Origin of the sequence: Synechococcus sp. MIT S9508 (assembly GCF_047303045.1) — a bacterium.
Classification (GTDB): Bacteria; Cyanobacteriota; Cyanobacteriia; order PCC-6307; family Cyanobiaceae; genus Synechococcus_C.
In genome coordinates, this window is sequence record NZ_CP138941.1 from 1,713,744 (window position 1) to 1,735,518 (window position 21,775).

A 21,775-nucleotide genomic window follows, 5' to 3' on the forward strand; every position below is an offset into this window, starting at 1 on the left:
CTCATTGCAGAGCCCTCGCAACCATGACCCCCCACGATCTCGGTCAGCTCGTGTTGCTGCTGTCTCCAGGTCTGCTTCTGTCGGTGCTGCTGCTGGCGACCTTTGCTGCCGGAGGCTGAACACCCCTGGACTGAGATAGCTTGGCCGCTGACGCCGGCATTGCCGGGATTGCAGCAACGCCGTGGCAGGGACTCTTCTCTTCAACGCACTTCGCGAAGCCATCGATGAGGAAATGGCCCGTGATCCCCATGTTTGTGTGATGGGAGAGGACGTCGGCCATTACGGCGGCTCTTACAAAGTCACCAAGGATCTCTACGAGAAATACGGGGAACTGAGGGTCCTCGACACCCCGATTGCCGAGAACAGTTTCACCGGCATGGCTGTGGGTGCCGCGATGACAGGACTAAGGCCGATCGTGGAGGGCATGAATATGGGATTCCTGCTGCTGGCCTTCAATCAGATCTCCAACAACATGGGGATGCTGCGCTACACAAGTGGCGGCAATTTCACGATCCCCACGGTTGTGCGTGGCCCGGGTGGTGTCGGTCGACAACTTGGCGCCGAGCACAGTCAGCGGCTCGAGGCTTATTTCCATGCTGTGCCGGGCATCAAGATTGTGGCCTGCAGCACGCCGACCAATGCGAAGGGCCTTATGAAGGCCGCCATCCGCGACAACAATCCGGTTCTGTTCTTCGAGCACGTGTTGCTCTACAACCTCACGGAAGAACTGCCAGACGGCGACTACACCTGCGCCCTCGATCAGGCGGATCTGGTCAAGGAGGGCAGTGACATCACGATCCTGACCTACTCACGCATGCGTCATCACTGCCTCAAGGCTGTGGAGCAGCTCGAGGCCGATGGGATCAACGCCGAACTGATCGATCTGATCAGCCTCAAGCCCTTTGATATGGAGACCATTGCCCGCTCGATCCGCAAGACCCACAAGGTAATCGTGGTGGAGGAGTGCATGAAGACCGGTGGCATCGGTGCCGAGTTGATTGCTCTGATCACCGAGCACTGTTTCGATGAGCTCGATGCCCGGCCGATCCGGCTGTCCAGCCAGGACATCCCCACCCCCTACAACGGCAATCTCGAGAATCTGACCATCATTCAGCCGCATCAGATAGTCGAAGCGGCTCAGACTATTGTTCGTCAGGGGCTCTGATTGATGGCCCGTCAACAGGGCTGGTTTGCCCTCATCCTTGCGCTTGCCATCGCTGCAGCTGCAGTTCTTTCCAGCTTCCCGCTGCAGCTCGGACTTGATTTGCGTGGGGGCAGTCAACTCACACTGGAGGTCCAGCCGGCCGGAGAGATCACCACCATCGGCGCCGAGCAGATGGAAGCGGTGAAGGCGGTGCTCGATCGCCGCGTCAACGGTCTTGGTGTGGCTGAATCCACCCTGCAGACCGTTGGTGATGATCAACTCGTGCTGCAGCTGCCGGGCGTCACCGATCCGACCCGCGCCGCAGACGTTCTCGGAAGCACAGCCTTGCTCGAGTTCAAGGCTCAGAAGGAAGACACGCAGGAGGAAGTGCAAAGCCTTCGACAGCTGAGAGGCCAGCTGCAGAGCGTGCTGGCCACCCGTTCGGACGATGATGAATCCGAGCTTGACTCCGTTGAGCAGGACGAGCTCGCCAGACGCCAGAAAGAACTGGATCTTGATGGAACGGCAACAACGGAGACGGAGCAACTGGAGCAGTTGCTCGCGCGCACCAATCAGGAAATTCTTGATCGGTTCGAGCCCACGGCCTTCACGGGTAAGCAACTGGTCAGTGCAGGTCGACAGCAACAACAGAACGGCTCTGGCTGGGAGGTGACCCTGAATTTCAACGCTGAGGGTGGCGAGAAATTCGCCGAACTCACCCAGTCGATCGCCGGCACGGGACGCCTGCTGGGAATCGCTCTTGATGGCGAACTCATCAGTGAAGCCAGCGTCGGTCCCCAGTACAAAGCTGCTGGAATTTCAGGAGGCACGGCGTCAATCTCCGGCAACTTCACAGCTGAAGACGCCCGCGATCTCGAGGTTCAACTGCGGGGTGGTTCGTTGCCCTTGCCGGTAGAAATCCTTGAGGTGCGCACCATCGGACCGTCTCTTGGTGCGGAGAACGTCCGTCGCAGCCTGATCGCCGCCCTTTCAGGTCTTGTGTTGGTCGGCATTTTCATGCTGCTGATCTACCGGCTTGCAGGTGCTGTGGCGGTCATGGCCCTCAGCCTCTATGCCCTGTTCAATCTCGCGGTCTATGCCCTGATTCCTGTCACGTTGACGCTGCCGGGTATCGCTGGTTTCATCTTGAGCATCGGCATGGCAGTGGATGCCAACGTGCTGATCTTCGAGCGCATCAAGGACGAACTCCGGCGAGGCAACACCCTGATCCGCTCCATTGAAACGGGATTCTCCCAGGCGTTTTCATCGATTGTTGATGGTCACCTGACCACCTTGATCAGTTGTGCAGCCCTCTTCTTCCTCGGCACCGGACTGGTGAAGGGCTTCGCGGCGACTCTCGGCATTGGTGTTCTGCTTAGTCTGTTCACGGCTCTGACCTGTACACGCACGCTGCTGCGTTTCCTGATGAGCTATCAGGGCTTGCGGCGTCCGACGAACTTCCTGCCGGCATGGCAACTTCCTACGACAGCGTCCTGAGCCATGGCTTTCACATCACCCGCAACTGATGAGCGACCTCTGCGCTTCCCCCTGACCAGTGGTCGACGGCAGGTCTGGTTGGTGTCCGCTGTCTGCCTGCTGCTGAGCCTGATCGGGATTGTGCTCAGCTGGACTGACCCTCAGATCGGATTGCCTCTGAGGCCAGGTCTCGACTTCACCGGTGGAACTCAGATCCAGCTGGAGCGCAGCTGCGCTGAAACCTGCGATCAGCTCAGCACCGTCGCTGTTGAATCTGAGCTTCAGCAGATCAAGCTTCCGGTTCAGGATGGGAAATCACTGCCCAAGTTGGACAACGCTCGCGTTCAGCTCCTCGATGGTGGTCAGTCGATTGTTGTGCGGATGCCAGCCCTCTCCGCAGGCCAGGGGCAGGCTGTGATCGAAGCGCTTGAAACGGTGGCTGGACCCTTTGAGCCTGGAGGTCAGTCCGTTGACACCATCGGTCCCAGCCTTGGTGGACAGTTGCTGCGCAGCAGTCTGATTTCCCTGCTGGTCGCCTTTACGGGAATTGCGCTGTACATCACCGTTCGCTACGACCCTCGCTATGCCTTTCTGGCCCTGGTGGCCTTGGCTCACGACATCGTGATCGTTTGCGGCGTCTTCGCCTGGCTCGGCCTCACCACAGGGCTTGAGGTTGACAGCTTGTTTGCCGTGGCTCTGCTGACCATCGCTGGATATTCCGTGAACGACACCGTTGTCGTTTTCGACAGAATTCGCGAGCGCCAGCGCATGGATGGTGACCTTCCTCTCTCCGTGCAGGTTGACCGTGCTGTGTCAGCCACGCTGACCAGAACCATTTACACCAGCGGCACCACACTTCTGCCCCTGGTTGCCCTCATCCTCTTCGGTGGTTCAACGCTCTACTGGTTCGCCATTGCTCTGGCACTGGGAGTGATCGTTGGAAGCTGGTCCAGCATTGCCTTGGCCCCTTCTCTGTTGAGCATCTGGCCATCCCGATCTGGTGCAGCTGCTAGTGCCTGATCGCGCAGCAACAGCATCAGTTCGCTCTCAGCGCTGGATACCGCTGTTGTTGTTGATCCTGGCTCTGAGTGATCTCAGAACAGAATTGCTACTGCTAGCGGATCATGTGACCTTGACGGCTTTGATCTTTGCTGTGCGACATCACCTGCTCGCCGTGGTGGTGCTGGTGTTGCAACCTTCACTCTGGAGCCGCTACGGCCCGCGCCGTCGGCGCGTCAGTAACGAAACTGTCGATAACCCTTGATTTCCAGAGAGTTCTGCTGTGCAGCTGTCAATTGTTCATCTCTGGCAACGTCGAATTCAATGCAGTTGAAGCGTCGATAAGAGCTCACAGGGGTGCATGTTCGGCGCGGGCGTTGACTGGTCTCAACACGAACGTCCTCGATCACTTTGGTGGTGGGAAGATCGCTGACACCACCGGCAGCCGTTGCCGTCGAAGTCGCGTTGGGAGGTAACTGCTGAAAGGAACAGAGCTCTTTAGCGAGATCCGTTGCCGCTTGATCGAGACAGGCTTCAAAGTCCGCTTCAATCTGGCCTCTGCGCTTTTCATCAGCCAAAAGCTCGAGTTTGCGTCGTTCCTGGCGGGTGAGGGGGATGGTCTTGCGAACGCGTTGTGTGGTCGTGACGGTGAAGGTGCCCCCCTCCGTGATCCAGCGTTCGGCTTCCTGCTTGGCCTGCGCTTGCGATGGATAGGAGGGGCGAAGCTCCTGGGGCTCTTCTATGGAACTGGTTCGACGCAGGTTTGCGTAAAAAAAGCCGGCGTAGATAAGCAGGCCCAGTACTCCGCTTCCGGCCACCATTGCGAACACACTCAGGGAGGAGGGCCGATCCAGGGGATCCTGCTCAGAAGCCGTTGAAAACTAGCAGTCTCTCTCTGGTGTCTGCAGCGCTGTGACGTTGTGCTGTGACCGTTTTGCCTATTCTGCTCGCATCGTGAGTACGAACCGCCATGTCGCTTGATCTGGACGCCAAGAAGACACTGTTGCGGAAAATTCCCCATGGCCTGTTCATCTGCGGCGTCGCCGAGGGTGATGAGGTGAACGGATTTACGGCCAGCTGGGTCACCCAGGGATCGTTCGAGCCGCCTCTGGTGGTGATGGGTGTCCGTGCCGACAGCACCAGCAACGGCATGATCCAGCGCACACGTCGTTTTTCTCTGAACGTGCTGGCCGCCGACCAGAAGAATCTGGCTGCGACATTCTTCAAGCCCCAGTCGGCAGTAGGCGGCCGTTTTGAGGTTGCGCCCTTTGAGCTTGGCTCCCTAGGTCTGCCGATTTTGAAGGATGCACTGGGTGGTGTTGAGTGCGAACTGGTGGGTGAGCTGGCCCACGGCGACCACACCGTGTTCATCGGAGAGGTGAAATCAGCAGTGCTCCACCGTGATGGAGACGCCCTGGAACTGAGCACCACCGGCTGGCAGTACGGCGGTTAACGGATTCTGTTAGCTCCAGCGGTCCATGGGCTGCTGAGTCATACCAATGCTTCTTTGGGGGTGTGTGCCCAAAAGTGTGGCCAATCACCCTCTCGGGAAGGGATCAAAGCGACGCACTGTCCTCGTATCCCCAGTAACTCTCGAACTCTTTCAAGGACTTGGCCGCAGATCTGATGAAGAGTTCGTCTTCCCCAGTCCCAGGCGACATGGGCATCTCACCCGGCAAGCCATCGGGGAAGTCTGCCGAAAGTGGGGCAAAGCCGCTGGGTTCCACGTTCACCCGCACCAGCTAAGGCAAAGCCAGCCATGCCACACATGCTGTTCAGCGAGTTGTGGACGTCTTCACCCTTCAGGCAACCCTGGGGCATTCATCTAGTGCAACGATGGGCCATTACGTCGCCAGCAATCCACGAGATAGCTCCTTTCTGCGGCTGGGCTGATCGAACATGAAAAAAGCCCCTTTCTCACGGGGGGCGGTTTTCTCGTGCCGTGTTCAGACACGAAACCATTTTACAAGGGAGGGAGGCTGCCGGCCAGGCCATCCTTGGATAGAAGCTCAATCAGATTTAAGGAGTCAACCCCTGCCTCAACTGATAGTCAACAAGCAAATAAATAAACTTTGTTTTCTATTGTTTTCTAATCCTTCCTATTTGCTTCCAATGCGCTCTAAATAGTAAAAGCAAACTAACTTTGAAAGCTGGTGCCTAGGCGAAGCCAGTGCTGCGCAACACTCCGCAGGTTCATGGATTCGGAAGGACCCTAAGTTAATTGATTTTGACCTCGGCTGCCGCAACTCTCTTAAGAGTTATTGGCCTCTCTTCTCCATCTGAATCAATCACGATAGTTACATATGTGCCTGCCTCACCACCAATCATTTCAGTAAGCTCTTCTACACTAACTCCGCGAATTTTTTTGCCGTTAACTTCTAAAATTCTATCTTGCTTCCTAAGCCTTCCATCTTTGTAAGCAGGAGACCCTTTAATGACTCCCAAAATAATGCAATGATCAGACTTTTCGGACTGCGAAGCCGCATAACATGAAAACTGTAAGCCAATAACACCAGGGGTTGTAAATCCGGGGGAAATAAAACCTTCGGCCTCTGTATTGTTCGAATAGTCTGGCTTGCTCTGCGGAGCTGTTCCGTAATACAGATCAGGACATTGCTGTTTTATCAAATAGAGCATCGAATCACGCATTGCAGAACCGCCCGTGATGATGTTTGCAATATTCGAAGAAAAACCACCTCCCATACTGTTCGCCAGTGCATTAGTTGCTGCTCTGGAAGCTTGGTCATGACTCCTACCCGCAGCCCTAGCTGCGCAATAGGCAGTCGCACCTACTTGAGCCCCACCTCCACCCCACTGAGCAGAAGCTCAACTGCCAAAGATAAACAGACCTACAAAGACCAGCAAAAGGCGATTCATATACAAATCAGGCTTTGCTTCACTCTGATCTCAATTCTTAGTCAGTCTTGGCAATCTGGCCAAGCTGCTCCAACCGCCGCCAGGTGCTGCTGCGCCCCCAGCGATTCAGCCTGGCTTGTAGCTCCACCCATCGACCTTCTGGCTTCTGATAACGGTCAGGGCGCTGCCCGCCGTTGAGGTAACTATCAGTGACCCAACCCATGGTGCTGATGCGATCTGAATAGAGCGGGTCGGAGGCTCCATAACTCCGACCCTGTTGTGTTGCTGCCAAGTGAGCTATGCGCCTGAAAACCACCTGAACGGGTGCTTTGGTATTAGTTCAGTTCAGTGATGGTCTGAAGGTTCGAGACGAGAGCCATTCAATTCATTGATCAATTGAGCGAGGCGATTACGTTCCAGCGAGTTTGACTGAGTGGCGGGTAGTCTTCACTAAAAGGAGTCGATGCTTTTGAAACCTGTGAGTCAGCTTGATTTTGATGCTGAATACGGACGCAAATACCGAACCACAATTCAACATTCTGTACCGGGTCATGCAACCCTTCTTGAGATCGCTGCGGCTGCAATCGGTGAAGCAAATCCCGCAGCCAGGCGACTCCTTGTCGTAGGGCCTGGACCGGGAGATGAGCTGCCTCAGCTACTGGAGGCCTGTCCTGAAGCTGATTTTGTAGTAGTCGAGCCCAGTGCTCAGATGTTGCAGACCAGTATTGAAACCGTGAAAGGCCAGAGTGGTTTTCAAAGGTGCCAGTGGGTGCCAAAGACCCTAGAAGAAGCTGTTCACTCGGGACTCCTGCAGAGGGATTTTGATGGCGTCATCTGTCACAACGTGCTGCACCTGATGGCTGCAGATCAGCAGGATCTGATGATTGAGAGTCTTGTAGAGCAGTCACTGCCAGGGGGCGTGCTGCTGGTCAGCAGTTACAGCGAAGCTGCGGAGCCTTGGGTCTGCGAAACGATCTTCAGTATCGCTGCGCGACGATTACTCGATCGTGGACTGCCTGCTGAAATGGTGGATAAATTTCTGACAGCAAGAAACACCGCTGTTTTCTCTCTGGATGCAGCGCGGTTCGAATCCATCCTTTTGGGTCTGAACTGCCAATCTCCAATCCAGCTTTATCAGGGCCTGTTTGCACGCTTGTGGATCACCAGGCGGAACGATCCTTGATAGTCAGGGCTATGACGCCAGGTGGGGCTCCAGTGGCGGCAACGCTTGGCTAAGCCCCTGAAACGCTTCCGGTGAGACTGAAGTGCTGAAAAAAATGAGACTTTGTTTTGACAAGACTGCTTGCTAGCAACAACACAAGAGGCACGTCGAGGCAGGTGATTATCTACTGCCTAAATTGACGAGCCTGATTAAAACTAAAGCAGAACGTGACTTAATCAGAATGTCTACATTCACCTACAGCTTATTGGCTGGCTTTTCACTATTTGCAGCATCACTTTCATTGTTTATCTTGCCTTACATGGGTAACTGGCCGCAAAGCTAATCAGCATCAGGCAATTATTCCGTTTTAAAAGCCCCGCCAATTGCGGGGTTTTTTGTGGCAGTCGATGCGCTCATATGCAACAACGGGCTCAACTACGCCAAGCTCGGCATGTTGCCAAATCTGACGCCATAATCAGTCGCCTCAGTATTTCGGCATAGCCATCAACTAGTGGGAGCACCTTGTTCGGCATCTGGCCACGATGGTCCAATTAGAAAATGCCAAGAGTCTTTTTTTTGCAGTAACCAGCGCCGATATTCATCCAACCTGACTTGCAAGCTTTGCCATAAGTGGGTGCTACCTCGTAATAGATGGGCGAAACACAAGTGGTACCGAGTGTGTTGATGTAACCAAGCGGGCACTGCTCATGACCAGGCGCTTTCGGGATTTCCCTCTGAGCCATGGCTGCTTGAGGGACTGATGCAATGACCAAAGGCAGGAGTGTGAACAGTGCTTTTTTCATGAACAGGTGATTTCTTGCTGTCGGTGTAGCTAACTCAACGAGTGGAGACAAGCTGATCAGGCAGACAGGTGGTCGCTTGTCCTGCTGTTGCTACTTGGCCTGGCGCATCCGATTACGTCCTGAAACTGGTCTTATCGTTACGGCCTCTATCAAAGCCGCAACGACTTGGCCTGTGCTGCTGGGGTTAATCGTCAGGAAATGCTCTGTTGGTGGATACACCAGCTGATGTCTGCTGCCGGTGAAGGCGTTAAACATAAGCAGCCATCCGTCACTATCAGTGCTAGTCGTGAGTTGGATGCGTTGCTGGGGCTTGAACTTCTCCGCCTACTCGGCAGCAACCACCGGCTTGCTGGTGAACAGGAAAGCCGGTGCTTCATTGATAGTGACTAATTCATGCATGGGTATGCCTTGAAGTTGCCAACAGGAGCAATGTAGTCATCGTAATTAAGCCAAGGAAAAACCAGCCAAGGCGAGATTGATTGGGATTCGGAAGTTCTTCGCGAAAAACGCTAATTAGTAATCCTCCGCCAATAAATGCAGTGGCTATAGCAAGCGTCAAGTCAGAGATGGGATGAAACACAGCTGCATGAATCGTGCCTAAAAACAGTGCAGAGCTACCAAGCCAGCGAAAGCGATGCCTAAAAACTTGCCTATGGTTTTGATCTAAAACTCGATCTGCAAGCAAAACATGCGCACTAATTACCACTGTATACAACAAGCCGTAGCTTATTCCGGTTGTTAGCAATGACGGTAATGAGTATGCATAGAGATAACTGACCAAAGAGAAAAGAGCCAGGCGAATTATGCCTGTCCACTGATCATTGGATGGATGCTGCGTGCTGATCACTCCTAATGCATAAGGAATCAAGACACCCAGGAGAACAATGAGGAAAAGAAAGCTCTCTGTGAGTGCATCTGGCAGATAGCTATGCATCCCTACAGCCTGGCTAATGGTGTCACCTCCACTAGTTAGCTCCGGCAATAGATGCACAAAAAGATATCCCAAACCAGCTCCACCACCAACAGAGGCCCAACGTATTTGAATGGATTCTGATTGGTATGAGATCAAACTTGCCAACCAATGGCAGCTTCCGATAGCGGTAACGCAGATGATGACCAAAATCCAGAACATCATCTAGCAAAAGCAAGCTATTGCATCCTTGGTAGCAATACTCCTCAGGTTCTGCAGCCTGCTCATATCAGGCGTTCTTGAAAGTTTTTCACCATTCGGCGTTCGTGCAGAAGTCCTCGTTTCGTGAGCATGTCAGTCGATGGCGGGATCCAAAGCTGGCAATCCATCTATCTCTGCGGCGCTGTAAGTGTACTGACCGGCATTTGGATGATGAGTAGCAGGTTTTCTTTGTTCAGAACTGTGATAGGAACGTCATTAAGTCACTTGCGAATGGGGCTTCCATGGAGGAGGTTCTGGAACTTGAATCAAAAGAAGTTCAGCTGGTATATGACCGACGGCCCAAGAACGATGGCCTTTTTTATTTTTTGTTCCCTGATCACCCCCAAAGCTGATATCTCCGGGCCCCATCTCCACGATCACACCATCCATTGTCTCCACGCTCCAGCGCCCACGCAAGGGAATGATCCATTGAGGCATTGGATTTTCATGCCAGTCTCCAACTTCACCCGGCATTAATATTAAAGTGATTAATTTAGCGTTTCCCTCGTAGTGAACTGCACTCCAGATTGGAGCTGCTCCCTGCGCAAAGACTGATTGCTGATGCCCTGTTAGTGAGTGGAGGCTCTGACAACTGCCACCTTGATCATTAACCCACACACGCCAAAAATTTACAGCGTCGTTTTTCATGGTTCTTTAGTTAGTTGGATTCAACTTCATCAAAAACATCTTGCGCAGCTAAAAGTGCATACGTTGCAGCTGGAAATCTGCAATAGGCAATCATTTGGGTGATGATTTCAAGGATTTCCGATTTGTTGCTTCCTGTGTTTGATGAGCCCTTTATATGCACCTTTAGTTCTGGCAACGAAAAGCCTTGGACTGTCAGCGCTGCCACCGTGCACAGCTCACGCGTTATGTCGTCAATAGTCAATAACATCCCTTCGATATAACTCACCAAATGGAAATTCTAAGTCCAGCGGTCCATGATCTGCTTGACCACGACTTGCTCCATCCCCACCTGAAGCACCACAACCAGTGGCAGCGCCAGCAACACGCCAGGTAGTCCCAGCAGAGCACCCAAACTAAGCTGGGAAGTGAGAGCCACCGTGGGAAGCAGATTCACGGTCCGCCTGAGCAACAGCGGTGTGAGCACGAAGGCTTCCAGGTTCTGCAGTGTCAGCCGCAGCACCAACACCTGAAGCATCGTTCCCGGTGAAATCATCAGCGCCAGGCTGAGAGGTAGAAGCGTTGCCGCTGTGGGCCCGATTGTCGGCACGAAGGTCAGAAGTCCACAGACCAGAGCAGAGAGCAGAGCCAGAGGAATGCGCAGAATTGCCAGACCTGCCCAGGTGCAAAGAAACATCGCCAGGGCGGAGAGAGTCATGCCAGCCAGCCAGCCACCCAGAGCAGTCCGGCACTGGTCCAGTAGATCCTCCATCGATGCGCGTGCAGGACGCGGCGTCGCAGCGACAAGGATGTGTCTGTGTGCTGAGGGGTCCAGGACGAGCAGTACCGCCAGCAGGCTCATCAGCAGCACCTGAACCAGACCGTTGGCTGCTCCTCCGGCAACGCCGAGCAATTGAGCTCCGAAAGGTTGGATGCGGTCCCAGCTGAACTGGTCGGGCAGGCTTCGTGCCAGTTCTCCAAGCAGGGGTTGATTGGACAGCAGCGCCTGGACCTGGCTGAAAAGTACAGGCAACAGGGTTGTGAGCTGTTCGAACTGGTTGATCAGCTGAGGCAGCAGCAGTTGCAAAACCAGCACTCCTCCCACGATTGTGATCAGCAGCACTGCTAGCAGCGCAATCGGACGGGGTAGCCGGTAGCGCTTGATCAAATGGTGAACGGGCACATCAAGCGCCACCGCCAGCACAACAGCACCGAACAGCACCAGCAGCACCCAGCGCAGCTGCCAGGTCAGCAGAGCAAGCACCACAAGGGTGAGAGCTGCCAGCAGATTGCTTGGGTTCATGCGGCCGCGCGACGTTTCTTCCAGGGATCCAATAGGTCGTGGATCACGATTTCCGTGATCAGCACTTGGATCACCACCGCCAGAGGCAGGGCCATCAACAGACCTAGGGGTCCAAATAGAACTGTGAAAATGAACTGTGCCGTCAGTGTGAGTCCAGGAAGCAGGTTCACCTGCTGTTGCATCACTGAAGGAGTGATCACATAGCTTTCAAAGTTCTGGATCACCACGTAAAGCCCCAGCACGGCAACGGCCTTCCAGGGATCGTCAAGCAGAGCCACCGCCATGGGGAACACGGTGCTGAGAGTGGGCCCCACATTGGGGATGACATTGAGCAAGCCAGCCAGCAGGGCATTGGCCATCACCAATTTCACGCCAAGCAGAGAGAGTCCGATCCCTGCCAGTAAGCCCACGCAAAGCGAACTGATCAGCACGCCGATCATCCAGCTGCTCAGGGCTTCTCCACACTGCAGAAGAATGGTATTGGCGCGCCTCCTGTAGAAGGAAGGCACTAACTGAATGGCCACATTGCGATAGGACTCCGGTTGGATCGCCACCATCAGCGCCACCGCGAATACGAACACCAGCTGAACGAGTCCGCTGCCGAGATTGCTGGCCAGACCCAGCAAACCCTTGATTCCACCACTCACGCCGGAGGCTAGAGCCGTGCTGTTGGGGAGTGATGAAAGGTCGCCCGGAACGAGCCTTGCTCCGCCATTCGTTGCCTCACCTGCTCCGTATACAAATGATGAGGCATGGTTAACCCAGCCCATCACGATCTGTTGGAGCTCGCGTGCCGCAGCAGGAAGCTGTTGGAGCAGCTGTTGAAACTGGCTAAAGAACGGCGGAATGATCACGGCCACGGCAAGGGCTACGATCAACATCAGACCGAGCAGACAGATCAACAGGGCCAGCGGCCTCTGAATCGTCCATCGCCTGCGCAGGGCACCCACCAAGGTGCAGACCGCCATGGCGAGAACCACAGCCGCGAACAGATGAATAAGGACTTCGCGGAGGCTCCAGAGCAAAAGCCCGGACGTCAGCAACGCCGCAAGTCCGAGCCAGTGCTGAAATTTCACCCGTCTGTTCCTTCCTCGCTGGAGTCATTGTCGCCGGAGTTCTGTGAATAACCCATTCCGTTGGAATCCGCATAACGTTGCGCAAAGCGCATGAAGCGTTGGAAATCCTCTTCGCTTTTCCAGGTGTAGGTCGCTTCCAGTGCAAAAGGCTTGCCATTCACGAAACGGCCATTCACTTCACGGGTCACCATTTCACCCTCTTCATCCACCATCCACATTCCGGCGATTGCTTCAATCGTTTCCGGTGCGAGTGCCTGAGGTTCTTCGAAGACGAAGATGGCTTGCCCGGTGCGACCATCTCGGCTGCGCGTCATGCGGATATCGGGAACCACGGGCTCGTCTGTGCCGCGGAAGAACTGAATCGCCGCCTTGTCGCCTTCAGCCATGGTTCATCAACTTGGAGGTGTGGATCTTAGTTGGAGATCCCAGGGATGACGTGCCCTTGATCAAGAAGCAGTCTGGCTGCTTGCTCGCTGGTGAGTCCCTGCAGATTCACCGAGGATCTCGCTGGTGAACGCTCAAGTTCACGGTCATAACAGCTGTCGTAGTAATCGAGCATGGCTTGACAGGCCACATCCCAGTTCTGGGAGTCGATCGCTTCAATCGCCTGTCTTGTGCGCTGAGGACCAAGGCGTTTCTGGATCCGTTCTGTGGCTTGCTGCAGTTCGGCCCGCTGATGACACGAGTAGACCTTCACAAGTCGCTCCACGCGTTCCTGGTCACTGCGCTGGATTTCCAGGACTGGAGACGTTTGCATCTGATCAAACAGCCCTTTGGGAATCCTGCAGCGGCCGACCTGGATGCTTTCGGCCTCTAGCCAGATCTCCTGCACTCCTGTGTGGCGCAAAACCTCCAGGCATTCCGCCAGTTTGTTTTCGTAGTGCTCGCTGGTCGGTTGAGGCGGCAGCCCCAGATTGCCGAAACTGCTGCCGCGGTGATTGGCGAGACCCTCAAGATCGATCACACCAACGCCCTGTTGGTTCAGCTCGAGCAGCAGGTCCGTTTTGCCAGTCCCTGTTCTGCCCCCGAGCACCCGCAAGGGCCAAGTCTGCTCGAAGCACTCCAGCACCCATCGGCGATAACTCTTGTACCCCCCCTCCAGCACCATGACGGGGTGATCGCTCATGCTAGCCAGCCATCCCATGCTGTTGGACCGCATTCCTCCACGCCAGCAGTAGATCCTCAAGGGATTTGCGGGTCCAGCGGCTGCCGTTGAGAGTGCAATCGACAACTCGGCCAGAGAGGGACCGCAGAGCTTTAAACCGAGTTGGATCGCTGCGAGTCGACCCTCTTGCTTGTAGTTCAGGCCCACCAGATGACGCTGTTCATCGGTGAACAGGGGGATGTTGACAGCTCCTGGCCAGTGACCTTGAGCAAATTCAGAGGGTGTTCTCACATCCACGATGGTTCCCTGCGCCGTGCGGAAGCTGTTGAGACCGGTCACGATGCTGTTGCCCATGCCTGACATAGTGGGCCAATGCTGAGCCAGTCGGTGCCGGCACATCGCCATGCTTTCCGGACGACCTCCCTCCACACAACTCGGTATTGATCAGTTGCTGGATCGACTGGTTTCGGGATCATCGCGTCAGAAGCGTTCCACGGCCTCAGCGCTGGAAAAGGTCTCAGAGCAGCTCTCAGGACAAGCAGATGTTGCCCTAAAGGCTTACTCCCCAGAGGGTGATGACTGGGGAGCGGGCTGGATCTTGCAGATCCTTCAGCGTCACCACCCCGAGACTCTGGACGCCATTCCAGGTGTCTCTGGCGGTTGGTTCCAGATGCCGTCGTCCTGCGGGATCGACTATTCAGATCTCCAACGTGCATTGCTGAAGGAAGAGTTTGAGGAGGCTGATCGCCTCACCAGTTGCGCACTGCGTCAGCTGGCCGGTAAGCAGGCGGTGGAACGGGGATACGTGTATTTCAGCGAAGTCCCTTCGATCAAACCGTTGGATCTGACCACCATCGATAGGCTCTGGATCGCCTACTCCCAGGGACGTTTCGGATTTACGGTGCAATCTCGACTGCTCAGTGCACTCGGCGGTCGTTACGACAGGCTCTGGCCGAAGATCGGCTGGAAGAACGAGGGTGTCTGGACCCGTTATCCCGGCAGTTTTCAGTGGTGCATGGATGCACCAGAAGGACACATGCCATTGGTGAACCAGCTCAGGGGTGTCCGCTTGATGGATGCGCTTCTTCAGCATCCCGGTCTGGCGAGTAGGACCTGACACCGTCGGATTCCTCTGGCAGAACCTCAGCAGGCCGGTAAGGTCGAAAAGGATGAAACAGTGCTGATGTTCAGCCGATTTCTACCTTCGTTTCGGTGGGCTGATTTCATCCTTCCGTCAACCTTTCAGCTCAGTCCATTGATGGAGCTGTTGCTGGAACCTGTTGACTGCAATGAGACCTCGTGTCGGTTGCAACTGGGTCTTCAGGAAGCCTTGGTCAATGCCGTGCGTCACGGCAACGCGGGGGACCCTCGCAAGTGCCTGCGGATCCGTCGGATTCTCACGCCGAATTGGTTGATTTGGCAGATCCAGGATGAAGGCGATGGTCTCTCGAGTGATGCCAGGCAGGGTTGTTTGCCGGATCAAGTCGATGCCAATCAAGGGCGTGGTCTGTTTCTGATGCATCAGTGTTTTGACGACATCCGCTGGAGCCGTCGAGGCAACAGGGTGCAGTTGGCCTGCCGCCGTCCTGGAACCAGCCAACGGGCCATCAGTGCCTAGGGCAGCCAGGGTCTTTCAGCTCTCCCCTGATCCAGCCCAGAGCCTGCTGAGTCAAGGCTTCCACATCACGATTTCGTCCGTTTTGCAGCAGCTGCGCCAGTGCCGCAGCCAGCAATTCTGCTCCGCGTCGATCCGCATCGGCTTTGAGTCTGTGCCATTCACGATCACTGATACTGAGGCTCTGATGCAGAGACAAGGCCTGTTCAATCGCCTGTTCTGGCCATTTTTTCGCGGACACGTTGGCGTTGGATTAGCGGGGCCTCTCTATCCTGACTGCTGTGATCGCTGGTGGTGGTGAACAGGCAGCTTCACAGTCGGGGAGGTTTGCACGGACTGCGCTCTCTTCTCCGCTATCAGCCCAGATCTTGGGAGGCGAGGGATCGACGCTCGATCCGTCGAATTCAACAGCGTCGACTGCTTCGTCAATTGATGGAGGCGGACCCTGAAGCTCTCAACTGGCTGCTCACACCAGAACGTGGTCAGCGTTTCTGGAGGGTTCTGCGCTGGGGAGGACCGGCTTTGGTGTTGGGTTGGTGGCTGACTCGCTGAGCCTCAGGCTGCTACTGCTGCGCTATCGACCACAACAAGGGAATTCGGTGCCTCCTGAAGCCGCTCTTCAGGGTGAGGCTGGCCTTCGTTCGCAGAAGGTAGGGCTTGACCTTTGATCCAGGCCTGATAAAGGGCACGACGACGGCGATCCTCCGCAAGCACTAGACGATCCGCAGCAGCAGTTGGGCTTTCACCGGGATTAAGTGCTGTTCTCAGACAGATCCCAAAACCTTGAGCTTCAACTTGAACCTTGCCTTCCATGAATACGATCTGAAAGGTCCATCCCCGCAACCAGCGGATCCGAAAAGGATTCGACATGGACGCAGTCCCTGAGTTATTGCACAATATGGGGTTGCTGTGCCCCTGCAAGCGTCTATGTCAGGGAATCACTGTGTTGAGGTGATGAATTCTTCGTGGCTGTCCACACCCTGGTCATGAAATGAGATTCAGCTTGCACATCACTGAAGCCAGCATCTTTGAGGCGCTGGTCAATGTCATCACTGATGAAATTGCGGTAGTAGGGCTCGTGAAAAACGCGTCTGAAATTGTCCATGGCAACGTCGAACTGTGGCGAATCCTTCAATTGCACTGAATCGGCCAAAACCAGAACCCCGCCAGGCTCAAGCAGGCGGTAACAGTCCTGAAGAACTGCCTGCCTGGCATCAGCAGGCAGTTCGTGAAACAGGAACACGCAGGTGATGGCCTGGAAGCCAGCGTCATCGAAGGGCATCCGCTCTGCGTTTCCCTGAACCAGCTGCACCAGCGGTTTGTTGGATTGGTTCAACCATCGATTGGCCTGGCGCAGATAGGCCTCGGAAAGGTCCACTCCAACAAGAGTGGCGTGCGGCAGCGCAGCACGAATCTGATGCAATGTTCTGCCCGTGCCGGTCGCGACATCAAGGATGCGCAGACTTCCCGGTGCACGACCTGCAAATCGCTTCAACCCTTGTTGCAGTGAAGGGAGAATCCGGCGCCGCATGGCATCAGCGGCGCCATTGAACAGGATGTCGACCTGAAGGTCGTACAGCTCGGCGGAGTGATCGCTGAGGTAACCATCGGTTTGATGGTGAAAATTCTGGAGGTAATAGTCGGGATAGAGATCGCGATTGGCCAGATCAGGAATGTCCTTGACGTCTCTGGCACGCCTTCTGGCCCAGTTGGAAGGCAGGTCCAGCCACACGCGTGGATAGCGTTCAGCCCATTCCAACCAAGGGATATCAAACAGCAGCGACTGGGGGTAAATCCCAGACTCAGAATCCTGCCAGTCACGCTGATGCAGCTCATCCAGCGACTGACGCAGAGCGTCCATCATTTCGCTGGGAACAGGTTCAGTTTTGGGCACCACATCAGGCGCCACCACTTCCATCACTTTGGTGCTTAGTTCCTTGTGGACCAGGCCAGCAAGACTGCGGCCCTGTTGCATGGTCCGGTAAGCGATTTCAGTGAAGCTGGGCGCCATGAAAAGGATTGAGATCCAAGCCGACTCATTTCAATGGATTGCGAACGTTGTTGTGGGTTTTTGCCGCAGTGATCACGAAAGTTATGTGAAGCCCCTGTGAAAATGGTAGCCGTTGCTACAGAATTGACTCAGGTACTTCAGGAGCTCTCGATGGCCGTTGAGATCACCACCGCCGGGACCATGGCGTTGTATTCGGGCAATGTGCTGGAGCGCCGGCAGCGTGCGGCCGCAGAATTTCTGGCCTGGGCGGAGCACCATGCCCATGACGTGCTTAGGCAGCAAGCAGCTCATGCTCAAGTTGAAGGCCATCCTGATCGGCTTGATCAACGCAGCGCTCTGGCTCAGCAACAGGTGTGTGCTCGCCGACGTCTGCATGCCAAGCAACTGCATGACAGCGCCATGGCTCAGTTAAGGCACTCCTGAAGTGCCCTGTCGCTAGGTGCTCACGATGGCCACAAAAAAAGGAGCCGTAGCTCCTTTTAGAACAACAGAAACTGTCGATTAATGACCAATCAAGCGTCGTAGTACATCACGAATTCGTGGGGGTGCGGGCGCTGGCGCAGCTGCTGAACCTCTTCGTATTTCAGGTCGATCCAGTTGTCGATGAAATCCTTAGTGAACACTCCACCTTCCAGGAGGTAGTGGTGGTCTGCGTTTAGAGCTTCGAGCGCCCCATTCAGGGATGCAGGCACAGTGGCGATCTTCTTCAGTTCATCAGCGGCGAGTTCGAACAGGTCAACGTCCACGCCGTCTCCGGGGTCGATCTGATTCTTGATGCCATCGATGCCGGCCATCATCATCGCGCTGAAGGCGAGGTAGGGATTGGCCAGAGCGTCGCCGGAGCGGAACTCAAGTCGCTTGGCTTTCGGGCTGGGGCCGGTGAGAGGAATGCGAACGGCCGCGGAGCGGTTGCCTTCCGAATACACCAGGTTGACAGGAGCTTCAAAGCCAGGAACCAGTCGCTTATAGCTGTTGGTCGTGGGGTTGGTGAAGGCGAGGAATGAGGGAGCGTGCTTGAGGATGCCGCCGATGTACCAGCGTGCTGTCTGAGACAGGTTTGCGTAAGTCCCTTCCCCGAAGAACAGCGGCTGTCCTCCTTTCCAGAGGCTTTGGTGCACGTGCATTCCTGAGCCGTTGTCGTTGAAGACCGGCTTGGGCATGAAAGTGGCCGTTTTGCCGTACTTCTTGGCGACATTGCGCACGATGTACTTGTACGTCATCACGTTGTCGGCCGCCTGAATCAGCTCAGCGAACTTCATGCCAAGTTCGTGCTGTCCAGCTCCGGCCACTTCGTGGTGGTGCTTTTCGATGGGAATGCCCAGCTGAGCCATCATCAACAGCATTTCCGAGCGGATGTCCTGGGCGGTGTCGTTCGGAGCAACGGGGAAATATCCCTCCTTCTCCTGGATTTTGTAAGCGAGGTTTCCGCCTTCTTCGACCCGCCCTGTGTTCCAGCCGGCCTCGATGGTGTCAACGCTGTAGAAGGATCCGCCTTCAGCGGAGTTGTAACGCACGTCGTCGAACAGGAAAAACTCCGGTTCTGGACCGAAGAACGCTGTGTCAGCAAGACCCGTGCTGGCCAGGTAAGCGAGTGCTTTCTGGGCAAGTGCTCTGGGACAGCGCTCGTAGGCTTCTCCCGTGCGCGGATCCTGAATCGAGCAGATCATGCTCAAGGTTTTATGCCTGTAAAAAGGATCGATCCAGGCGGTTGCAGGATCGGGCACCATGGCCATGTCGGAGGCGTTAATCGCTTTCCAGCCTCGGATCGACGATCCATCGAAGGCCAGTCCTTCCGTGAACGATTCAGGTTCGATTAGGTCCTGACAGACGGTGAGGTGCTGCCACTTGCCGTGCAGGTCCGTGAACTTGAGGTCGATCAGTTCGATGCCTTCATCCTTGATCTGACGAAGCACGTCCTGGGCAGTTTTGGCCATGGCGGGGAATCGAGCCCATACAAGTCGAACCGACCGTAGATATCGATCCGTAGCTGTTTTGTATCAACGGGCACCTTTTTGCCTTCCTTCTTCCTTGGTGGCTTCAGAGAGCCACTTAGTAACCGTTTCTGTCAGATTGCTTTGATCGCCTTTGCTGAAGCAGGTTTCATCGCTTTGTCGGTGTTACCTTCCAACCAACGTGGACAGGGCTTGCATGCGCGATGCCATCACCGGACTGATCGGGCAGTACGACCAGCTGGGTCGCTATCTCGATCGTTCTGCGATCGATCGCATCGAGAGCTACTTCGATGAAACGGAAGTGCGTGTTTTGGCCGTTGAAATCATCAACCGTGAAGCTTCTGAGCTGGTACGTGAAGCCAGTCAGAGACTCTTTCAGGCGGATCCGGAGTTGTTACTTCCGGGCGGGAATGCCTACACAACCCGTCGCCTCGCGGCCTGTCTGAGGGACATGGATTATTTCCTCCGTTACGCCAGCTACTCCTTAATCGCTGGCGACAGCACGATTCTCAACGAGCGCGTCCTGAACGGTCTGGACGACACCTACAAGAGTCTTGGTGTTCCAACCGGACCGACCGTCAGGAGCATGGTGCTTCTGGCTGATGTCCTGTGTGAACGCCTTCTGAATGATGGTGTTCCTCAGGATCGTTGCGCGCTGGTCCGTCAGCCGTTTGAGCACATGGCCTCCGGTCTTGCGGCCAGCGACGTGCGTCAGCGCTGATCGAAAGTCTCCGAATCATTTCAAGCGGCGTCGGAGTATCCGTTTGGGGCCAATTTCTCACCGATTGATGCGTAGGCTTCTCGCCATTGATTTCCGGTTCCGGCTTCGCCGATGACACACCCTCATCCTTCGGTTGACTCGTGCCATCGATCCTCCATCGGTCCGATTGACACACCCGACCGTTTGTTGCTGGGTCCCGGACCTTCCAATGCCCATCCCACGGTTCTTCAAGCGCTGTCTCGCACGCCAATCGGTCACCTAGATCCGCTTTATGTGGAGCTGATGGGAGAGGTTCAGGAGCTCTTGCGGTACGCCTGGCAGACCGACAACCGCCTGACTCTGCCGATGAGCGGTACTGGTAGTTCAGCCATGGAAGCCACGCTGGCTAACACCATCGAACCCGGGGATACGGTTCTGGTGGCTGTGAAGGGATACTTCGGGAATCGCTTGTTGGATATGGCCGGTCGTTACCGCGCCAACGTTCAGGTGATTGAGAAGCCCTGGGGTGAGGCATTCAGTCTTGAAGAGATCGAAGCGGGGATCAAGAAGTACAAGCCTGCGATCCTGGCGATGGTTCATGCCGAAACGTCCACCGGCATTTGTCAGCCTATGGAAGGGATCGGTGATCTGTGCCGAGAGCACGATTGCTTGCTCCTGCTCGACACGGTGACCTCCCTCGGTGGCGTTCCGCTGTACCTAGATGCTTGGAAGGTTGATCTGGCCTACAGCTGCAGCCAGAAGGGTCTCAGCTGCCCTCCAGGCCTCGGTCCCTTCACGATGGGTCCGCGTGCAGAAGCCAAGCTAGCTGCACGTCAAGACAAAGTCCCCAACTGGTACCTGGATGTTTCTCTGTTGAACCAGTATTGGGGGAGCGACCGCGTGTACCACCACACCGCCCCCGTCAACATGAACTTCGGCATGCGTGAAGCGCTTCGTCTTCTGGCCGAAGAAGGACTGGACAACGCCTGGGCCCGTCACCGCCGTAACGCGCAAGCCCTCTGGACTGGCCTTGAATCACTCGGTCTGGAAATGCATGTGCCTGAAGAGCTGCGATTACCGACGCTCACCACGGTTCGCATTCCCGAGGATGTGGATGGCAAAGCTTTCTCTTCTCACCTTCTCAATAGCCACGGCATCGAAGTCGGTGGTGGACTCGGTGTGCTTGCTGGAAAGATCTGGCGGATCGGTCTGATGGGCTACAACTCCACTCCTGAAAATGTGGATCGTCTGCTCAATCTGTTCGAAACCGAACTGCCTCGGTTCCGCCAGAACGCTGCCGTCGCTGCCTGAACCAGCGCCCCAGCAAAGCGGATGCTTCAGGTTCCATCACGCCCCCAATCACTTGCATGTGATGGTGCGCACTGGAATGTTTGGAGAGATCAATTGTGCTTCCCAGGCCACCACGTTTGGGATCGTGCGCTCCGTAGATCACCTGACCAATGCGTGCCTGTACCAGAGCTCCTGCGCACATCGGACAGGGTTCCAGCGTCACAATCAACGTGCATTGATTCAGTCGCCAGTCGCCAAGGATTAAGGATGCCTGGCGCAGAGCCACGAGTTCCGCATGCCCGAGTGGATCTGAAGCCCATTCGCGTCGATTGCTGCCGTGGCCGATGCATCGTCCTTGTGCATCCAGCACCACCGCACTGACAGGGATCTCTCCCGATTTACCGAGACGCTCTGCACGCTTGAGCAGGCGCTGCATCCAGGCATGGATCTCGGTGTTCCCCAGTTCGACTGGTGTCAGTCGCACCTCC

29 protein-coding genes are annotated in these 21,775 nt (G+C 55.5%); 13 read left to right on the top strand and 16 right to left on the bottom strand.

What is annotated here, in order from left to right:
• Positions 1–181 precede the first annotated feature (181 nt).
• From SIB42_RS09460 to SIB42_RS09475, 4 genes are read left to right on the top strand one after another with little or no spacing between them, the layout of a single operon-like run.
• Positions 182–1,165, top strand: a complete 984-nt coding sequence (locus SIB42_RS09460; RefSeq protein WP_067097485.1) for an alpha-ketoacid dehydrogenase subunit beta — start codon at positions 182–184, stop codon at positions 1,163–1,165.
• A gap of 3 nt (positions 1,166–1,168) precedes the next feature.
• Positions 1,169–2,641 (top strand): protein translocase subunit SecD, encoded by a 1,473-nt coding sequence (gene secD, locus SIB42_RS09465; RefSeq protein WP_067097482.1) that lies wholly within the window; start codon positions 1,169–1,171, stop codon positions 2,639–2,641.
• A gap of 3 nt (positions 2,642–2,644) precedes the next feature.
• On the top strand, positions 2,645–3,640 hold the full coding sequence (secF, locus tag SIB42_RS09470) for a protein translocase subunit SecF (RefSeq protein WP_067097478.1): 996 nt from the start codon (positions 2,645–2,647) through the stop codon (positions 3,638–3,640).
• Entirely contained in the window at positions 3,621–3,884 is a 264-nt protein-coding gene (locus SIB42_RS09475; protein WP_369818469.1) for a hypothetical protein, read from the top strand. The genes secF and SIB42_RS09475 overlap by 20 nt, the downstream gene beginning before the upstream one ends.
• Here the strand turns inward: SIB42_RS09475 and SIB42_RS09480 are convergent.
• Positions 3,856–4,440, bottom strand: coding sequence for a hypothetical protein (locus SIB42_RS09480; RefSeq protein ID WP_067097596.1), 585 nt, complete (start codon positions 4,438–4,440; stop codon positions 3,856–3,858). The genes SIB42_RS09475 and SIB42_RS09480 overlap by 29 nt on opposite strands.
• 149 nt (positions 4,441–4,589) lie before the next feature.
• Here SIB42_RS09480 and SIB42_RS09485 point away from each other — a divergent pair, with 149 nt between their 5' ends.
• Together SIB42_RS09485 and SIB42_RS09490 are read left to right on the top strand one after the other, a co-directional pair.
• Complete coding sequence (locus SIB42_RS09485; RefSeq protein ID WP_067097475.1) at positions 4,590–5,072, top strand: flavin reductase family protein; 483 nt, start codon at positions 4,590–4,592, stop codon at positions 5,070–5,072.
• A 46-nt stretch (positions 5,073–5,118) separates the two neighbouring features.
• On the top strand, positions 5,119–5,448 hold the full coding sequence (locus SIB42_RS09490) for a tyrosine-type recombinase/integrase (RefSeq protein ID WP_074160770.1): 330 nt from the start codon (positions 5,119–5,121) through the stop codon (positions 5,446–5,448).
• 388 nt (positions 5,449–5,836) lie between these two features.
• On the opposite strand, the gene SIB42_RS09495 is transcribed toward SIB42_RS09490, so the two are convergent.
• The gene (locus tag SIB42_RS09495) at positions 5,837–6,322 is read right to left on the bottom strand and encodes a PDZ domain-containing protein (protein WP_082825090.1); all 486 of its coding nucleotides are present in this window, start codon (positions 6,320–6,322) and stop codon (positions 5,837–5,839) included.
• 211 nt (positions 6,323–6,533) lie between these two features.
• A complete protein-coding gene (locus tag SIB42_RS09500) occupies positions 6,534–6,767 on the bottom strand; it encodes a hypothetical protein (protein WP_067097465.1) in 234 nt (77 codons plus the stop codon).
• A 171-nt stretch (positions 6,768–6,938) separates the two neighbouring features.
• Between SIB42_RS09500 and SIB42_RS09505 the strand changes: the two genes are divergently transcribed.
• Positions 6,939–7,658, top strand: coding sequence for a class I SAM-dependent methyltransferase (locus SIB42_RS09505; RefSeq protein WP_067097461.1), 720 nt, complete (start codon positions 6,939–6,941; stop codon positions 7,656–7,658).
• Positions 7,659–8,188: 530 nt separating this feature from the next.
• Here the strand turns inward: SIB42_RS09505 and SIB42_RS09510 are convergent.
• The 8 genes from SIB42_RS09510 to mnmH all read right to left on the bottom strand — a co-directional run bounded on the left by SIB42_RS09510 (position 8,189) and on the right by mnmH (position 14,082).
• Positions 8,189–8,440: a hypothetical protein gene (locus tag SIB42_RS09510; RefSeq protein WP_074160769.1), complete on the bottom strand. Its 252-nt coding sequence runs from the start codon at positions 8,438–8,440 to the stop codon at positions 8,189–8,191.
• Between the two features lie 391 nt (positions 8,441–8,831).
• Positions 8,832–9,572, bottom strand: a complete 741-nt coding sequence (locus tag SIB42_RS09515) for a hypothetical protein (RefSeq protein WP_074160774.1) — start codon at positions 9,570–9,572, stop codon at positions 8,832–8,834.
• Between the two features lie 255 nt (positions 9,573–9,827).
• Positions 9,828–10,259 (bottom strand): cupin, encoded by a 432-nt coding sequence (locus tag SIB42_RS09520; RefSeq protein ID WP_067097455.1) that lies wholly within the window; start codon positions 10,257–10,259, stop codon positions 9,828–9,830.
• Positions 10,260–10,269: 10 nt separating this feature from the next.
• Positions 10,270–10,524, bottom strand: coding sequence for a carboxymuconolactone decarboxylase family protein (locus SIB42_RS09525; protein ID WP_413328657.1), 255 nt, complete (start codon positions 10,522–10,524; stop codon positions 10,270–10,272).
• Between the two features lie 12 nt (positions 10,525–10,536).
• A complete protein-coding gene (locus tag SIB42_RS09530) occupies positions 10,537–11,538 on the bottom strand; it encodes an AI-2E family transporter (RefSeq protein ID WP_067097450.1) in 1,002 nt (333 codons plus the stop codon).
• Entirely contained in the window at positions 11,535–12,614 is a 1,080-nt protein-coding gene (locus SIB42_RS09535; protein WP_067097447.1) for an AI-2E family transporter, read from the bottom strand. The genes SIB42_RS09530 and SIB42_RS09535 overlap by 4 nt, the downstream gene beginning before the upstream one ends.
• Positions 12,611–13,000 (bottom strand): photosystem II reaction center protein Psb28, encoded by a 390-nt coding sequence (gene psb28, locus SIB42_RS09540; RefSeq protein ID WP_067097444.1) that lies wholly within the window; start codon positions 12,998–13,000, stop codon positions 12,611–12,613. Before psb28 ends, SIB42_RS09535 begins: the two co-directional genes overlap by 4 nt.
• 26 nt (positions 13,001–13,026) lie before the next feature.
• Entirely contained in the window at positions 13,027–14,082 is a 1,056-nt protein-coding gene (mnmH, locus tag SIB42_RS09545; protein WP_067097441.1) for a tRNA 2-selenouridine(34) synthase MnmH, read from the bottom strand.
• Positions 14,083–14,122: 40 nt separating this feature from the next.
• Here mnmH and SIB42_RS09550 point away from each other — a divergent pair, with 40 nt between their 5' ends.
• Together SIB42_RS09550 and SIB42_RS09555 are read left to right on the top strand one after the other, a co-directional pair.
• Positions 14,123–14,836, top strand: coding sequence for a GUN4 domain-containing protein (locus tag SIB42_RS09550; RefSeq protein ID WP_067097438.1), 714 nt, complete (start codon positions 14,123–14,125; stop codon positions 14,834–14,836).
• Between the two features lie 66 nt (positions 14,837–14,902).
• Positions 14,903–15,337 (top strand): ATP-binding protein, encoded by a 435-nt coding sequence (locus SIB42_RS09555; RefSeq protein ID WP_067097590.1) that lies wholly within the window; start codon positions 14,903–14,905, stop codon positions 15,335–15,337.
• Here the strand turns inward: SIB42_RS09555 and SIB42_RS09560 are convergent.
• On the bottom strand, positions 15,327–15,575 hold the full coding sequence (locus tag SIB42_RS09560; RefSeq protein ID WP_067097435.1) for a DUF6439 family protein: 249 nt from the start codon (positions 15,573–15,575) through the stop codon (positions 15,327–15,329). The genes SIB42_RS09555 and SIB42_RS09560 overlap by 11 nt on opposite strands.
• Positions 15,576–15,631: 56 nt before the next feature.
• Between SIB42_RS09560 and SIB42_RS09565 the strand changes: the two genes are divergently transcribed.
• Positions 15,632–15,886 carry a hypothetical protein gene (locus tag SIB42_RS09565; RefSeq protein ID WP_197459920.1) on the top strand — a complete coding sequence of 85 codons (255 nt, stop codon included), beginning with the start codon at positions 15,632–15,634 and terminating at the stop codon, positions 15,884–15,886.
• A gap of 3 nt (positions 15,887–15,889) precedes the next feature.
• Here the strand turns inward: SIB42_RS09565 and SIB42_RS09570 are convergent, their stop codons facing one another.
• Entirely contained in the window at positions 15,890–16,204 is a 315-nt protein-coding gene (locus tag SIB42_RS09570) for a copper-binding protein (protein ID WP_067097430.1), read from the bottom strand.
• A gap of 55 nt (positions 16,205–16,259) precedes the next feature.
• Positions 16,260–17,345, bottom strand: coding sequence for a class I SAM-dependent methyltransferase (locus SIB42_RS09575; RefSeq protein ID WP_067097427.1), 1,086 nt, complete (start codon positions 17,343–17,345; stop codon positions 16,260–16,262).
• Between the two features lie 102 nt (positions 17,346–17,447).
• Between SIB42_RS09575 and SIB42_RS09580 the strand changes: the two genes are divergently transcribed.
• A complete protein-coding gene (locus tag SIB42_RS09580; protein WP_413327885.1) occupies positions 17,448–17,768 on the top strand; it encodes a hypothetical protein in 321 nt (106 codons plus the stop codon).
• A gap of 89 nt (positions 17,769–17,857) precedes the next feature.
• On the opposite strand, the gene glnA is transcribed toward SIB42_RS09580, so the two are convergent.
• Positions 17,858–19,279 (bottom strand): type I glutamate--ammonia ligase, encoded by a 1,422-nt coding sequence (glnA, locus tag SIB42_RS09585; protein WP_067097422.1) that lies wholly within the window; start codon positions 19,277–19,279, stop codon positions 17,858–17,860.
• 214 nt (positions 19,280–19,493) lie between these two features.
• Between glnA and SIB42_RS09590 the strand changes: the two genes are divergently transcribed.
• On the top strand, positions 19,494–20,018 hold the full coding sequence (locus tag SIB42_RS09590) for an allophycocyanin subunit beta (protein WP_067097419.1): 525 nt from the start codon (positions 19,494–19,496) through the stop codon (positions 20,016–20,018).
• A gap of 111 nt (positions 20,019–20,129) precedes the next feature.
• Positions 20,130–21,308 carry a pyridoxal-phosphate-dependent aminotransferase family protein gene (locus SIB42_RS09595; RefSeq protein ID WP_067097417.1) on the top strand — a complete coding sequence of 393 codons (1,179 nt, stop codon included), beginning with the start codon at positions 20,130–20,132 and terminating at the stop codon, positions 21,306–21,308.
• Here SIB42_RS09595 and SIB42_RS09600 read toward each other — a convergent pair.
• Positions 21,250–21,723, bottom strand: a complete 474-nt coding sequence (locus SIB42_RS09600) for a nucleoside deaminase (RefSeq protein ID WP_082825092.1) — start codon at positions 21,721–21,723, stop codon at positions 21,250–21,252. The two genes, SIB42_RS09595 and SIB42_RS09600, sit on opposite strands and share 59 nt — an antisense overlap.
• Between the last annotated feature and the right edge of the window lie 52 nt (positions 21,724–21,775).